The organism is Streptomyces sp. WAC 01529 (genome assembly GCF_003945545.1).
In the GTDB taxonomy this organism is placed as follows: domain Bacteria; phylum Actinomycetota; class Actinomycetes; order Streptomycetales; family Streptomycetaceae; genus Streptomyces; species Streptomyces anatolicus.
In genome coordinates this window covers 6,864,161-6,877,901 of sequence record NZ_CP029617.1, presented here as the reverse complement: position 1 = coordinate 6,877,901, position 13,741 = coordinate 6,864,161, and the positions used below count along the sequence as shown (strand labels likewise).

The 13,741-nt window shown below is 68.5% G+C and carries 16 protein-coding genes; 11 read left to right on the top strand and 5 right to left on the bottom strand.

Translation table 11 applies throughout. The annotated features are described in order from the left end of the window. Positions 1 to 43: 43 nt before the first annotated feature. The 3 genes from DMA15_RS30680 to DMA15_RS30670 all read right to left on the bottom strand — a co-directional run bounded on the left by DMA15_RS30680 (position 44) and on the right by DMA15_RS30670 (position 2,095). Positions 44 to 343 carry a helix-turn-helix domain-containing protein gene (locus DMA15_RS30680; protein WP_240660037.1) on the bottom strand — a complete coding sequence of 100 codons (300 nt, stop codon included), beginning with the start codon at positions 341 to 343 and terminating at the stop codon, positions 44 to 46. Positions 344 to 829: 486 nt separating this feature from the next. Beyond that, a complete protein-coding gene (locus tag DMA15_RS30675; protein ID WP_125515952.1) occupies positions 830 to 1,519 on the bottom strand; it encodes a class I SAM-dependent methyltransferase in 690 nt (229 codons plus the stop codon). 111 nt (positions 1,520 to 1,630) lie between these two features. Then, the gene (locus DMA15_RS30670) at positions 1,631 to 2,095 is read right to left on the bottom strand and encodes a hypothetical protein (RefSeq protein ID WP_240660036.1); all 465 of its coding nucleotides are present in this window, start codon (positions 2,093 to 2,095) and stop codon (positions 1,631 to 1,633) included. 182 nt (positions 2,096 to 2,277) lie between these two features. On the opposite strand from DMA15_RS30670, the gene DMA15_RS30665 reads away from it, so the two are divergent. Next, the gene (locus tag DMA15_RS30665) at positions 2,278 to 3,570 is read left to right on the top strand and encodes a helix-turn-helix transcriptional regulator (protein WP_240660035.1); all 1,293 of its coding nucleotides are present in this window, start codon (positions 2,278 to 2,280) and stop codon (positions 3,568 to 3,570) included. 51 nt (positions 3,571 to 3,621) lie between these two features. Here the strand turns inward: DMA15_RS30665 and DMA15_RS30660 are convergent, their stop codons facing one another. Both DMA15_RS30660 and DMA15_RS30655 read right to left on the bottom strand, forming a co-directional pair. After that, positions 3,622 to 4,527: a phosphotransferase gene (locus tag DMA15_RS30660; RefSeq protein ID WP_125515950.1), complete on the bottom strand. Its 906-nt coding sequence runs from the start codon at positions 4,525 to 4,527 to the stop codon at positions 3,622 to 3,624. 33 nt (positions 4,528 to 4,560) lie between these two features. Next, entirely contained in the window at positions 4,561 to 5,922 is a 1,362-nt protein-coding gene (locus DMA15_RS30655; protein WP_240660034.1) for a helix-turn-helix domain-containing protein, read from the bottom strand. 317 nt (positions 5,923 to 6,239) lie between these two features. Between DMA15_RS30655 and DMA15_RS30650 the strand changes: the two genes are divergently transcribed. The 10 genes from DMA15_RS30650 (at position 6,240) to DMA15_RS30605 (ending at position 13,724) form a co-directional block, all read left to right on the top strand. Beyond that, complete coding sequence (locus tag DMA15_RS30650) at positions 6,240 to 6,857, top strand: ATP-binding protein (protein WP_125515949.1); 618 nt, start codon at positions 6,240 to 6,242, stop codon at positions 6,855 to 6,857. After that, entirely contained in the window at positions 6,854 to 7,243 is a 390-nt protein-coding gene (locus DMA15_RS30645; protein WP_125515948.1) for a hypothetical protein, read from the top strand. Before DMA15_RS30650 ends, DMA15_RS30645 begins: the two co-directional genes overlap by 4 nt. A gap of 94 nt (positions 7,244 to 7,337) precedes the next feature. Then, positions 7,338 to 7,793, top strand: a complete 456-nt coding sequence (locus tag DMA15_RS30640; RefSeq protein ID WP_164551858.1) for a DUF6302 family protein — start codon at positions 7,338 to 7,340, stop codon at positions 7,791 to 7,793. A gap of 387 nt (positions 7,794 to 8,180) precedes the next feature. Next, positions 8,181 to 8,663 (top strand): hypothetical protein, encoded by a 483-nt coding sequence (locus tag DMA15_RS30635; protein ID WP_125515946.1) that lies wholly within the window; start codon positions 8,181 to 8,183, stop codon positions 8,661 to 8,663. A gap of 98 nt (positions 8,664 to 8,761) precedes the next feature. Continuing rightward, entirely contained in the window at positions 8,762 to 9,226 is a 465-nt protein-coding gene (locus DMA15_RS30630) for a LuxR C-terminal-related transcriptional regulator (RefSeq protein WP_164551857.1), read from the top strand. 229 nt (positions 9,227 to 9,455) lie between these two features. Further along, positions 9,456 to 9,656, top strand: coding sequence for a DUF5999 family protein (locus DMA15_RS30625; protein ID WP_125515944.1), 201 nt, complete (start codon positions 9,456 to 9,458; stop codon positions 9,654 to 9,656). Next, complete coding sequence (locus DMA15_RS30620; protein ID WP_125515943.1) at positions 9,653 to 10,666, top strand: hypothetical protein; 1,014 nt, start codon at positions 9,653 to 9,655, stop codon at positions 10,664 to 10,666. Before DMA15_RS30625 ends, DMA15_RS30620 begins: the two co-directional genes overlap by 4 nt. After that, positions 10,663 to 11,667 (top strand): hypothetical protein, encoded by a 1,005-nt coding sequence (locus tag DMA15_RS30615; RefSeq protein ID WP_125515942.1) that lies wholly within the window; start codon positions 10,663 to 10,665, stop codon positions 11,665 to 11,667. The genes DMA15_RS30620 and DMA15_RS30615 overlap by 4 nt, the downstream gene beginning before the upstream one ends. 9 nt (positions 11,668 to 11,676) lie before the next feature. Continuing rightward, entirely contained in the window at positions 11,677 to 12,696 is a 1,020-nt protein-coding gene (locus DMA15_RS30610) for a thymidylate synthase (protein ID WP_125515941.1), read from the top strand. Next, positions 12,693 to 13,724 carry a nucleoside-diphosphate kinase gene (locus DMA15_RS30605; RefSeq protein ID WP_240660033.1) on the top strand — a complete coding sequence of 344 codons (1,032 nt, stop codon included), beginning with the start codon at positions 12,693 to 12,695 and terminating at the stop codon, positions 13,722 to 13,724. Before DMA15_RS30610 ends, DMA15_RS30605 begins: the two co-directional genes overlap by 4 nt. The last annotated feature ends 17 nt before the right edge of the window (positions 13,725 to 13,741 follow it).

Below are 13,741 nucleotides of genomic sequence, written 5' to 3'. Positions count from 1 at the left end.
ATAGTCCACACGATGCCCGGTTTGGCTAACCGGCGATCGTCGGCTATGTTGCCCGCCGCATCATGCGCTCGACCTCTGCTTGGTAACACCGTCGACGGGTGGGAGAAGATACGAGCGCGGGGCTCCGGGAGCGCTGCCCCGAGGCGACCGTTAGCAGGCCGTCGCCGGCGAGCCGGTCGAGGTTGGCCGTGACGCGGCACTCAGGAATTCCCAAAGCCTGTGCCACTTCCCTGGTTGTGGTTCCCGGATGCCGTGCCACGTGCGCGAGGACGAGCCGGTCGCTGCGGTACCCCCGCTGCAATAGATCTTCACCGAATAGGCCGGCGGCACAGACGCAATACATGGGCCCGTCGAGACCGCGAGGTAGTCACCTGCCGTTTGACCGACCCAAGCGTTCAGCCCCCCGAGGGCAAATGGCACGGGTGAGGTGAAGCGAGCAGATCGGATAGCAAATTCGGACAGGCGGACCTCCCAGGTAGGAGCCACGCCATCGGGTCGATCTACGCTGCACGTGATTTCGAGCAGCTGTTGGAGCCTGAGCGAATCGCGAAGCAGCACCTTCTGGTGTGGGCTTTTTGCGGGACGTTGTACGTTGACATAGCCATCGCGCAGCTATCCACTCTTTCGGTGCTCTTTCTTGTCTGCCGTGGGCGGATTCATCGCTGCAGCGGTCCCATGGCGGCAAACCAGCAGTTCGACTAGGCCGCAAGTGATCAATCGGCTTGTCGAGCGCTGACCTCAATTGCGGTATCGCGAGGGTGACTAGCTACGGCCAGCGGACCAAACACCGCTAAGACGACGGTGTGACAGCTCGATGCAGGCGGCAAGTTCAACGCTGCCGGTCAGCAATTACCAGCAACGTGTCCACCGGTCGCGGTCCGTCGGACCCTGCCGGAAGCATCTCCACGGTGACGTCGGTGAATCCGGCCTCGTCAAGGGCCTTCACCCACACTTGCTCCTGGAGGACCCAGCGACGCAGCGAGGCCCTGTCACCCTCGGGGGTTTTGGCGGGGATGTCGGCTGCCACCAGGTCCGTTTGGGCCGGGGAGCCGTTCAGGTAGTGGGCCAGGGTGGAGAAGACCAGGCGCCCGCCCGGCTTCAGCGCAGCGGCGGCGGCCGGCAGCAGTGCGCGCGGGTCAGTGAAGTCGACGGCTCCGAACACGCTGTACAGCACGTCGTAGACGTTTTCCGCCGCCTGGAGGTGAGGTACGGCGTCGGAGGAGGTGATACGCAGGCGCGGAGCGAGGTGGGCGAACAGGTCGGTGGCCATCTCGTACTGCGCGGGGGAAGCATCGATGGCAACGATCTCGGCGGGGTCGTGGCGGACGGCCAGATGTGCGGCGTGCCGGGCGGCTCCGGCGCCGAGGTCGCCGATCACTCGCCCCGCAAGATCGCCCAGCACTTCCGAGCCGGGGCCGCCATCCTGACTCCAGATCCAGTGAAAGGAATCAGGGACGGCACGGTCGCGCTCGGCACGGATGCGGCCGTAGTGGTGCCAGAGATCTGCCGTGGTCGTCATCCGCACCATCTTGGCGAGTGCGGCCCGACGCCGGGCTGGTTCCCGTCAATCCCACCCGGCCGAGTGCCGTGCCCCAGCCGGCCGTCGGCCGGGGCACGGCTCTGGCGCTGGTCAGTGCGAGTCGCTGCCCGGGTGGCAGGGGCCGCACGGGGCGGCGTCCGCCCACAGCGGAAGGTCGACGTCCCATCCGTCGGCGGCGACGATGTGGGCCGTCCGCATCACCGAGCCGTCGTTCTTCATCTCGACTTCGGGCACGTGGTGCAAGAAGCTGCCGCCGTTGAAGCGCTCGCACAGTTCGGCGTACGCCACGGTGTCGAGGATGATCGTGTGGACGCCGATGTCGACGAGCTTGCTGGGCGCGAGCCCCAGCCCCTCGCCCCGGTGCCGCATCGCGGTCAGCAGGTAGGCGTATCCCTGTTCGAGAACCCGGGCCGCCATGATCGAGTCGTACGGGTAGTCGCGCACGAGCAGCCCGACCTGCTTGTCCCACAGACCGCTCGATACGACCTCCCGAGCTGAGCGGACCGGGCCGCTCATCGGGTTCGTGGCCAGAGGAGCTGCAACAGCCGTTGCCATGATGCCTCCGATGGACGTGCCCCGTGGTTCGGGGCGCTGCACCCAGCACACCGCAACGCCTCCTCCTACGGTGATCGCCAACCATGTCGTGCAAGGGCTTTGCACGTCGTGCAAACAGCCTCGACCACGATAAGAAGCGTCCGTACCGTGGAGGGCCCCGGTCGTGCGGCGTGGGAGGACCTGTGCCCGTTGACCCGTTCTGGAGCACCCCCAAGGCACGCGAGTTAGCCGAGCAGCGGCGCGCCGGCGCGCTCATCCGTCTCGGCCGTGAACACCTCTCCTGGACACTCGCCGCCCTCGGAGACCGGCTCGGCTGCGCACCCGCAACAGTTTCCCGGCTGGAGCGGCGCCGCAGGGTCGTCGACCTGGACCTGGTCCACCGCGCCGCGCAAGAGGTCGGCGTTCCGCCACACATCCTGATGACTTCCCTGGCGCCACCCGCCCCGAAGGTGCCGACGGCCACTAGAGTGACGGCCAGTCCGCACGCCGAGGAGGACCCGATGCGCCGCCGTACGCTGCTCACCGCCACGGCTGCCGCCGGGCCCGTCGCCCTGATGATGGGGCTCGACGAGGCCCTGGCCGACACACCGGCCCCGACCGGCCAAGGCCCCCTACATGGCCGGATGGCGGCCGCCCGCGACTTGTACGACAAGGGCGCGCACTCCCGTCTCCTCGCCGCGCTGCCCGGCCTCATCGCTGACGGACATGCCGCGGCCTCCTCCCGTCGCGAACTCGATCAGGCCCGGCTCTCCTCCGTCTACAGCCTGGCCGCTGCGGTGCTGACCAAGCTCGGCTCCTACGGCCAGGCCCGGCTCACCGCGGACCGGGCCCGCACCTGGGCCGAGGTCGCCGGTTCTCCGCTCGCCTCCGCGGCCGCCGCCCGGGAGCTGGCCATCGTCCTGCGCCACCAGGACCGCGGCGCCGAAGCCCAGCGCCTCATGACGACAGCAGCCTCTGCCGTCGAGGCGACCGGCCTGCGCACCGATGCGACCGCGTCGGCCTATGCACAGATGCTCTGCACCCTGGCTTACACCGCTGCCCGTGGCGGCCACCGCGCCGAAGCCCTGTCGATGACCGAGGAAGCCCGCCGCGCCGCTCATCGGCTGCCGGCCGCCGCCCCAGCGGGCCGACTGTTCCCCATCAGCCCGGCCGCCGTGGACTTGTACGCCGTCGGCGTGCACTGGGCGCTCGGAGATGCAGGAGCCGCCCTGGAAGCCGGGAAGAACCTCCGCCCCGCCCAATTCCCCACAGCTGAACGCAAGGCCCGCATGGGCACCGACATGGCACGCGCCTGGTGGGCCTGGGGACGGCCAGAGCAGACCGCCCGCTCCCTCCTGGACGCCTACCGAGCCAGCCCCGGCGAAGTCCGAGACCGCCCCGCGATCCGCAGCATCGTCGACGAGCTGGCACAACGCCACCCCCACACCAGCGGAGTCAAGGAACTCCATGCCGCTACCGCTCGGCAGGGACGCTGACTGGTGCGACTTCCCGCGAGCACGGATCACTGAAAACGCGCGGGGCCTTCGTCAGAGAATGCGCCAGCGCATGCCCAAGTCTTCGTTTTCCAGACCGTGTACGCGGCGCAGAACTTCGTGGATGCTCTCCGGCGCGTGGTGCACTTTGCGCGCATTTGTAGTGACCATGCGCAATTCGCGGAGGTCACGCAGGGTCGCATAACCGGCCAGCGTCGTGACGTCGTACCCATAGGCTGTGGCGAAGTCCTCGTAGTGCTCCGGGCCGTAACCGAAGCGTCGGCAGTGAACCTCGATGGTGACCAGGTCCCACTCCGGGTGGCCATACGCCACGGTGTCCCAGTCACACAGCACTGCTTCATCGCCATGATGCAGGGCGTTGCGGTGCTGAGGGTCGCCTTGCAAGGGGCCGGTCGGCAAAGCGAAGTTCACTTTGGCGAGTTCGGCTTCGAGCCGGTCGACGTGTTCGGTGAGGAACCGGAGAGTCGCTGTGGGGAAGGCGGTGATCGCGGCGATGGACTTGCGGATGGCACGGACGTTGTCGTGTTCTGGCAGCTCGACGGGTGGTGTGGGCAGGTTGTGGAGGTGGAAGAGGGGCTTGGCAATCTGTGCGGCGCTGACTGGGTGGTCTGGCTGCGGGAGGTAGGTCCAGATGGTGACGGCGTGTCCGTCCACCAGGAGAGGTTGTTCCGGTCCAGGGTGCAGCGGCACGGTGGGGAAGCCGCAGTCCATCAGCCAGCGTACGAAGCGGGTGGTGCGTTGCACGTTGCTGGCCGGGGTGCCGCGGCGGGCGACCTTGACCACTGCGGCGGCCTCGGGTAGCAGGATGACGGCGTTGGTGTGTCCGCGTAGGAGGCGTGCATTCGACCCGTCGAGGTCTGCTACCTCGCAGGTGCGCATGACGATGTGGCGCAGTGCGGTTTCGTCGAAGCCGCCGGGTGCCGGTGCTGGAGCTGTCATGGGGTTCAGGCTGGCTGACGATCCCGGGCGCTGTCACGCGGGGCCCTTGGGCAGCGCGAGGATTTCGGTGAGTTCGCGTGCGGCGCGTCCTCGGCGTATCCCTGGTGGGAGCACTTCCAGGACGTCCCGGGCCCGCTCCTCCAGGATGTGAGTGCGGTGGCCGGCCGGTACCCGGAGGTAGGTGGCGCCCGCGAGTTGGCATGCCTCGGCTGGACTGCGGTCGTGTGCCAGGCAGATCGCCGCCTCCAATTGAAGGAGGGCAGGGTCGATTCCCGTGCGGGCCGGGTACATGGCGAGTGCTTCTTCCTGAACTCGGCGGGCCTGGCTGCTCCGGCCAAGGGCGGTGAAGGCGCCGCTGAGGTACAGCAGCATCCGCCGCTCAGGGAAGCTGAAGGCATCGTCTTGGTCGCCGGGGTCACAACGGTCGTACAAGCGCTGGGCGGCGGCGATGGCGGTTTCCGCTGCGGCGGCATTCCCTTGACGGGCCAGGGCTCGGGCTTCTGCCGCGGTCGCGAAGGCGGCTGTCGCGGTCTGTCGGCCCCGCGAGAGCAGACGGGCTTCCCGGCCCAGGGTGACGGCGCCTTCCAGGGGCCCGTAGTAGTACGGCAGCATGGCGCGCTGGGCGCGGACCCGGGCCCTGAGTTCGATGTTGCCGCTGTCGTCAGCCGCGCTCTGCGCAGTGTCGTACCAGGCGCGAGACGGTGAGAGGCGCCCCAGCTTCATCAGGGCATCGGCGATCAGTGTGGCGAGCACCGCCGTCATCTCCGACAGCCGGACTTGCACCGCGGCAGGCTGCCGGTCCACCGCCAGGTTCTTGACTTCCTCCAACTCATCGAGGAGTTCGGTGAGCATCTTCGCGGGTGGGGCGTAGAGGTACTGCCGCCGGACATCGAGGATGCGTTCGTCGAGCAAGTCCATCTGCGCGGCGGTGACACTGCCAAGCGCCAGAGTCCGGTCCATGGAACGGCGGGCGGCCTCAATCCGGCCGTCGATCAGATCGACCAGTGCGCCAGCTCTCTCGGGCTGCCGTTCCGGCGTCCAGGCGCTCCCCGCCGGAACAGCGAAGCCAAGATCATGGGCCGAGCAGTCGTACAGTCGGCACAGCAAGGAGATCGCTCCCTGTCGTGGCTGGTGCATGCCCATCTCCCACAGCCGCAGTTGGTCGGCATCAGTACGTGGCGCGGTCAGCCCCAGGTCTTCCGCCAAGGCGCGCAAATGATCAACGGCTTCGGTCTGAGTCCACCCGCGCGCAAGCCGCTGGGCGCGGAGCAAACTGACGTGGCAGCACTGGTGAATCTCTAAGGCGATCTGGGACAGCCCGTATCCCGCCTCGGACCGTGTCTCGCGGATGCGTTTGGCGCACGAGGGGCTGTGCGATACCGAACGCTGGTTCATGAGCGGGCCCTTCTCCGTACGCGGTCACCCGCCACGAGCGTAGTGAGCAGACCGCAACGCTGCGTTGAGAATCCGTGACTTCTTCACGGTCCCGAGGCGCGAAACCGTGAAACGGACGGCGCACCCGTAAAACGCCCTCGGGTCACGGTTGTTGCCGACTGCCCTCCTGACGACCCTTACACCCCCGAACCTCGCAGGCCGGACCACCAGCGCCGGCGCTCAGCCGTTACGTACGGATGCCGTTGGCGACCACAGCCTCGGGAATCGGTGCAACACCTTGCAGGGTCCCCCGCACTGAGCAGATGGGAAGTTCCCCCATGACGCCCATCACCGACGTCACCTTCAAAGCCACGAAGCCGACACTTCAGGAGTCGTGGATACCGGCGAACAAGCAAGCGTCCCCTCACCCCTTGGGCGTACAGCTCGTCGTCAACAGCGGAGATCACCGGAGGCGGGAACTGATGGGCACCGCGACCAACCGTCTTCCTGGCTACCTCCCCCTGGACGCGGACGATGTCCTCGACGACGTGGGTTTCGCCATCCAGCTCGACCGCCGGGCCCCGGGCACAGACGTCCCTCGGTCCGAGGCCGTGTGGGCCGGGCGCTGCCGCCGGATCAGCATGGCCAAGCTGAACCTCTGGGGGATGTCCCCCGTCCTCGTCGAGAGAGCGATGCTGGTGATCAGCGAGCTGGCCACCAACGCGTTGCGGTACGGCATCGTCCTCGGGTTCCGTCTGATCATCACCACGGACGAGATCGCCATCGTGGTGACCGACGGCACGGTCAGTACGCCACAGGTGCATAAGGCGTCCGCGGAGGAGGAGCACGGCCGCGGGATGTACCTCGTGGACACCTTCGCGACCAAGTGGGGCGTCAGCCCCGACGGCATGGCCACGTGGTGCACCCTCGCCACCGCAGAGGGGCGGCCACGATGACCGCCGCACGCGTCTGCGCGGAGCTGATGCGCCGCCGGTACACCACCGCACCCGACGAGATGGGGCCGCTGCTCGTCGCACTGCGCCGCTCGCAGATCAGCATCGACGCGCCGGCGCTGTACGCCGACTTAGAAGCCGTGCTCGGCGAACACGCGCGCCCCACTCCAGAGGAGATCGAAGAACTCGCCGCCCGGTTCCGACAGACGACGCTCTCCCTCATCCAGCTCGTGCCGTACACGGTCACGCCATACCCCGTCGATGCGATGTACCTCCTCACCGAACTGCGCGCCGAGCGACCCCAGCCCCAGCACGCCCACCGGTACATCCTCCGCTTCGCCCTGGCCATCGTCGACGTGCTCGACCTGATGGGAGACAACGCGCCATGAAAGCACGGTCCAGCCTTGACCTGCTGAAAGCACTCGGCACGGGCCTCCGGGACACCGAATGATGCATACGCCCGACGCCGAGGATCATCCGCCGGTGGCCGCGGTCCTGATGGAGGCGCGGGAAGCATACGACCTTGGGTACTACACGCAACGACTCGCTGACCCGGAGCTGCTGAAGCAGAGCCTGGCAGTCTGCATGATCCAAATACCGCTGCTCGTTGTTCCCGTCGGAGGCAGCCGCCGCGGTGGCTACTACCCCGTGCCCTGCCTGTGCTTCGGGCTCGCCGTCCGGGACGCACTGCGCGGGCGTCCCGGCTTCCCCTTCGTGCGGGTGGGGTGGTCGGTCTTTTCGGACCACGGCTGCGTCGTCGAGTGGGGCGAAAGACCACCGATGCCCTGGTGGCCGGGGCACGACGAGACCACCTTGGGCCGCTTCTACGGCTACAGCGAAGACGCCATCGACCAGTACACGGCGGCCCAGCACACCCGGGTGCCGACCACGCCCCCGGCCTCCTGCTCGGTGTTCTCGCCCGAGCGGCCCCTTGTCTGAGCATGTCCGAAAGGAAAAGCACGCATGTCTGTGTCCAAGCCCGCCAGCGCCGACCCCGACGCGGCCGATGACGACTCCGATGGGGGCCGATCCCGGGGACTACGCCCGCAGCTGCGCTTCGTACTGCGGCGGCGCACGGCCACCCGGCAGCTCCGACGTCCCGCTACTCGCCGAGAGGTTGGCCCTCCCGCACCGGCTGGGCCGCACGGCAGAAGCAGCACTGGGGGCAGCGCCCCGCGGCCGCGGGCGCCGATCCCGTATATCACGGCCCGCGAGGGCGAGGTGGACGAGTCCTTCTCCGCCTTACGCGCTTCCTTCAGCAGCGCTGGGGGAAGCCGCGTCAGGTACGCGGACGAAAGGCGGAGGGACCGCGACGCGCAGGGTGTCTTGTGGGCGCGGGTCTCGCAGTCGCTCGACGAGCACGGGGTGCTGACTGGCGCGCCGCGCTGGAAGATGATCAACCCGGCCCGGCAGCGCGAGACGATGTCGCAGCTGTTGTGCCAGTTCTGCCGCGAACCGGCCAGGACGGACGAGGGGATCTTGTTCCTCCACAGCACCAAGGCGGGTGCGCTCGACCCCAGCACCTCGCTCCGCACCACCCAGCCGCCGTTCTGCCGCGAACACGCGCGCACGGCGCCGGAAGGGTGCTCTCACCTCGCCAAGCACGGCGTCGCGCTGCTGGCGCAGAGCGCACCCCTGTACGGCGTCGTCGGCACGCCCTACCGGTACACCGTTGACCGCACCATCCAAGCCATGGCGTTCGACGGCGACCCCGTGCCCTACGGTCACGCCGACCTGGACTGGATGGTGGCCTCCCAGCTCGTGCGCACCGTGCGGGCGTTCACGGTCGTCAACCTGGAAGACCTGTGACAGAGCGCGGCCACCACAGACCGCCGCTCGGTGAGCCGGAGACTTCGCGCCCGGCTCATCGAGCGGCCCTCAACCCGGAAACCGAAGAGAGGACTGACGTGTCCGCTGACGCCGTGACTGTCTCGTTCACCCGCCGCGGGCGGCAGGTGGTGCAGGGTCTCGCCGAGGGCCTGACCGACCGCGAGATCGCGGGTCGCATTCGGCTCACGAGGGCGACGGTGCGCCACCACATCACCGTGGCGTCGAAATTGGTGGGCGTACGGGGCCAGGCGGCTCTCGTCAACCGCTCCTACGAGCTGGGGCTGATCCGACCCCCCGCCCGCGAGCCCGTCCCGGTCTACGTTCCGCCACAGCAAAAGGAGTTGATACTCCTGCTCGCGCAGAGCCTGACCGAAGCCCAGATTGCAGCCAAGACGCGCAGACCGCCCTCAAAGATCCGCAGAAACACCCGGCACCTGATGACGTCCTTGCAGGCCAATACCCGTGCGCACCTCGTAACCCGGGCGCACCAGTACGGCCTGTTGAAGGCGGTGCCGCGCACCAGCACCGTCGTACAGACCTAACACTTCCCAGACTGGGCTTCCTCCCGGTCTCGCTGGCCCACCGTGCCCCCGTGCGGGAGCGGCCCGAGACCACCGCGGGGAGGAAGCGGCGCTCCCGTAGGCCGGCACCTGCGGGAGCCGCCCCGGCCGCCGCCCTTCAGGGGTGCGAGGCGGCGGTCGGCCACCCCCATCTTTTCTGCCGCACCCCGTGCACGCTCCCCGTTCCGATCCGACCCAGATAGGCCATACGATGTGCCAGCACAAGCCGCCGTGCCCGAGCGCCGAGTCCACCGACCGGGAAGCCGCTCTCCCCTTGGCGAGCCACCCGGAGCAGGGCTGGAGCCTGCTGTGCAACCACGTCCTGCTCTTCGAGGACACCGGTGAGCTGCTGCCCGACGGCCAGATCATCGCCCCGCACCGGCCCGCGACCGCCGCGATGGTGGCGGCGTGACGCACTCGCACACTCCCGTCCAGTTGCACGGTGCGGCAGCTCGGCGGGCCCTGCTCAACGCCGGCGCGCTGCTGGTACTCGCCTCCATCACACCCCTGATCAACGCAGGGCTGGGCCTCGGCGCGCTATACGACGTTCACTGGTCGCAACGCACGTTCCACTACACCGCGCTGGTCCGCATAGGCGTGGGCATCGTGGTCTTCTTCTGGCTCCCCTGGCTGGTCATAGCCCGCACACCCCTTGGTCGGGTGTCCCCGCGCCAGCGGATGCTGCACCGCTGCGCGGCGGTGAGCTGCGGCGCTCTCTCTTTATGCGCCACCGACCCTGACGCAAGCCTCGGCCATGCCGGAACGGTCGTGACCGGGGTGACGCTCGCGTGGCTCGCGGTGGAGGTCTGCCGCTCCCACGGCGTCACGCTGGAAAGAGCATCACGCGAAAAGAGTCCCCGGCTCAGGAACGCCGAGGCATACAAGCTCGCTAAGCGCGTGTTCGCCTTCTGCATGATCGGCGGGGCCCTGTCCTTCCTGGGCGTGCAGGCGCTGCGCTGGTTCGACGTGGATGCCCTGCCCGTCATGGGAGACCAGCTGGCCGCCATCGGGGTCAAGAGCCCGGTCGATCTCCTGGCCGCGCTCGTGGTGGCCGTCGCCGTCGAGGATGTCGTGATCGTGGCCGCCACAGCCGCACTGATGACGGCCGCAGGACGGCCTGCGTGGCAGATCTACACCACGGTCTGCGTGATCGAGGTCGCCCTGCATGCGTACTTCGGAGCGCCCGCCCTTGGGATGCTCTTCTTCGCCCTCGGCCGACTGTCCATCTTCCTGCGTCACGGCCGCGTACTCCCGCTGATCATCGGCCACGCCGTCTTCGATCTGATCGGCGGTCTCCTCATGCCGCTCCCGCTCCACCATCGCCTCCTGGCCGCCATCCCTGTGGCCATCACGATCGGCACCGTCGAGGCACGCCTGCTGAAGATGTTCGCCGAACCGAGCGCCCGCGGAGCCGCCGTATGAGCGCCCATGCTCGGCATCGTTCCCCTGAGCCCCCAGTCAAGGACACGACGGCGAGCACACCTCCGCTGTTCGACCCCGCCGACCCCGGCCGGTCCGGTAGCGCTCTCGTCAACCACCACCTGAAGTGGTTGAAACTCGGCGGTCTGTACATGGACTTCTCCAAGGTTCCGCGGGATATCCCCGAGGGCCGCGGCTGGTGTCAGGCGGCAGCTCTGCCGGAGGAACTGTGGCCCGCCCACGCCGAGTTCGCCACCGTCGTCCACTTCTTCCCCGACCCCCTCTTCCGCCGCGACGACAGAACCGGGCGCGTGCCACCCGGCGCGATGCAGCACTGGACGGAACGGCTCGACGCGTGCGCCGACGCCCTGGCGGACTGCGGCTTCGTCGTCGAGGAATGGGGCGTGCCCAAGACCCCGGACCTGCACGGGGGCGCCGACCTCATCGTCTACCGGCTCCCCGAGGGCATCGAACCATCCCCGCGAACCGCCGAGGACCTGCGCCACGCCCACCCTCCACGCCCCAACTTCAAGCCGCATGCCGCCATCAACACCTGGCGCCTCCCAAGCCTCCTCGCACGAGCCGATCCGTCCCTTGCGGGTGACAAGGCGACCACCGTCGGACGGTGCCTCGTGCGGGAGGTCGAGGAGTTCCTGTGGCCCCCCGGAACACGGGACTGCGCCCTTGTCACCTGGGAGCCGAACCCGGCCTACAAGCGTGACCCTGACCAGCCGACCGCGCCGTCCGGCGCGTACACCCACTGGATACGGGGCCTCGCACACCTCGCCAAAACCCTCACGACCGCGGGCTACCAGGTCCGGCGCCGAAAACGCCCCTGCCACCCGGACACCGACACCGCGGCCACCTTCCTCGCCTGCCGCCCGATCCCCGAAGACACCGCCCCCGCTCCCACCCCGGCCGTGAGCAGGCCCAGTACGCGGCCGCGGTGGAAGCGCCGAAAGGCCGATCACCTGAGCGCTCCGTCACCAAACACCACGTCTTAGGAGCCGTGCATGCTCTCAACCTCTACCTTTCGCAGCGTCGAAGCCGCGTACCTCGCCCTGCTCAAGCTGGCGACCAGCGAGCACGAACACCACATCGCTGCCCGCGGCAACCAAGCACGCGAAGTGCTTGGCGTTGGTTTCCGGTTGACCGATCCCCGCCAGAGGCTTCCGTACCTGGTGGCACGCAAGGCCAATCCGATCTTTCAGTTCGCCGAAGCCCTCTGGTACCTCGCTGGCCGTCGAGACCTCGAAATGATCGGCTACTACGCGCCGTCCATGCGTTTCATCTCCCCCGACGGGGTCAATCTCGGCGGGTCCGCCTATGGCTACACCCTCTTCAACCCGGCCCAGGGACAGTCGATCTCGCCGTTCGACCGGGTCCTGGAGCTGCTGCGCGTGGAGACCGACAGCAAGCGCGGGTACCTGCCGGTCTTCTCCGCCGCCGAGCTGTCCGTCGATGACAACCCCGACGTGGCGTGCCTGGCCGGGTTACACCTGCTCGTGCGCGACGGACGTCTGCACATGGTGTGCAACATGCGGGCCAATGACCTGGACTGCGGCCTGCTGTCCGACGTGTTCAGCTTCACGATGGTTCAGGAGTACGCCGCCGTGCAGCTCGGGCTGGAGTTGGGGACCTACACCCACTTCATCGGTTCGGCGCACGTCAACGACAGGAACGCCGACCGCGTGGAGAGGGTCCTGGACGAAGCGGCCCTCAGGCGCAGCCCTCAGCACTTCCCGTTCCCGGCGATGCCGGCGCAGACCACTCCCGAGACCATCTGGCGGGTCCTGCGGCACGAGGAGCTGCTGCGTACGAACAAGGCGCAGTACGGCGCGGGTTACATCGCCCGCCTCGACGTGGACGCGTACTGGCAGCAGGCCGTGTTGCTGTTCGAGGCGTACCGGCAGATCGAGCACGACAAGACCGAGGCAGTGAGCCGCGATGTGCTCAACGCACTGCATCCGGGCCTGCGTTGGCTGCTCGGGCACCGCTGGCCGGTGTGCGCGACCGCAGGAGCCGAGCAGTGAACGACAAGCCGCCGAGCGGCGCCGTGGTGACGGGCATCGACTTCCCCCGCTGGGCAGTCGTCCTGTGCAAGCCGGACGCGGTGGAGCGGGGGCTGGTGGACGCGGTATTCGAACGCATCACAGCCGCAGGCGTCACCATCACCGGGCGACGCGATCTCACTGCGCAGGCGTGGCAAGCTCACGTCGCCTACCGGGACATGCTCGCGGGCACCGGTACAGCCCCGCAGGTCCTGCCCGCCCACATCGACGCCGCGTACGCCGGCCAGCCCGTCGTAGTCGCCCTCGCTCACGGGGAGCCGGGACTGCATGCCCGCTTGCGACAGCTCCTCGGCCACACCGACCCCACCCGTGCCGCGCCCGGCACGATCCGCCACGACTTCGGGGACGACAGCCTGGCCGTTGCGCGTGCGGAGAACAGGCTGGTCCGGAACCTGGTGCACACCTCGGACAACCCGGGCGCAGCCCGCCGCGACTTCGGCACCTGGTTCGGTGCAGCCCGCCCGTCAGCCCCGGACTTCGAGCGGTGCGCCGTCATCCTGTGCAAGCCGGACGCGGTGGAGCAGGGACAGGTGGACGCCGTGCTCGCACGGATCGCTGCCGCGGGCCTCACCGTCACCGACCGGCGCGACGTCACCGTGGAAGCGTGGCAGATCCACGTGCACTACTGGGACCTTCTGGTGGACGCCGACTGGTTCCCCGACCGCGACATTCCCGCCTGCCTGGACTCGATGTACGCCGAGCGGCCCGTCACGGTGGCGCTCGCGCACGGCGAGCCCGGCTTCCACGGCCGTCTGCGTCAGCTCCTCGGCCACTTCGATCCCACCCACGCTGCTCCCGGCACGATCCGCGGCGACCTGGGTGAGGACAGCCTCAACGCCGCCCTCGCTGAGAAGCGTCTCGTGCGGAATTTGGTGCACACCTCCGACGACCCCGACGCCGCTCGTCGGGACTTCGGCACCTGGTTCGGTGCCGGCCGCCGCGAACTGCTGGCACCCCTGCCGCGCCAGACCTCCCCCGTTGACGCGTAACTCCCTTCGCCTGCTTC

Bases quoted from the DNA above. Each gene is read 5' to 3' on its own strand.
- DMA15_RS30680 (WP_240660037.1), bottom strand. From the start codon at position 343: ATGTATTGCGTCTGTGCCGCCGGCCTATTCGGTGAAGATCTATTGCAG.
- DMA15_RS30675 (WP_125515952.1), bottom strand. From the start codon at position 1,519: ATGACGACCACGGCAGATCTCTGGCACCACTACGGCCGCATCCGTGCC.
- DMA15_RS30670 (WP_240660036.1), bottom strand. From the start codon at position 2,095: ATGGCAACGGCTGTTGCAGCTCCTCTGGCCACGAACCCGATGAGCGGC.
- DMA15_RS30660 (WP_125515950.1), bottom strand. From the start codon at position 4,527: ATGACAGCTCCAGCACCGGCACCCGGCGGCTTCGACGAAACCGCACTG.
- DMA15_RS30655 (WP_240660034.1), bottom strand. From the start codon at position 5,922: ATGAACCAGCGTTCGGTATCGCACAGCCCCTCGTGCGCCAAACGCATC.
- DMA15_RS30650 (WP_125515949.1), top strand. From the start codon at position 6,240: ATGACGCCCATCACCGACGTCACCTTCAAAGCCACGAAGCCGACACTT.
- DMA15_RS30645 (WP_125515948.1), top strand. From the start codon at position 6,854: ATGACCGCCGCACGCGTCTGCGCGGAGCTGATGCGCCGCCGGTACACC.
- DMA15_RS30625 (WP_125515944.1), top strand. From the start codon at position 9,456: ATGTGCCAGCACAAGCCGCCGTGCCCGAGCGCCGAGTCCACCGACCGG.
- DMA15_RS30615 (WP_125515942.1), top strand. From the start codon at position 10,663: ATGAGCGCCCATGCTCGGCATCGTTCCCCTGAGCCCCCAGTCAAGGAC.
- DMA15_RS30610 (WP_125515941.1), top strand. From the start codon at position 11,677: ATGCTCTCAACCTCTACCTTTCGCAGCGTCGAAGCCGCGTACCTCGCC.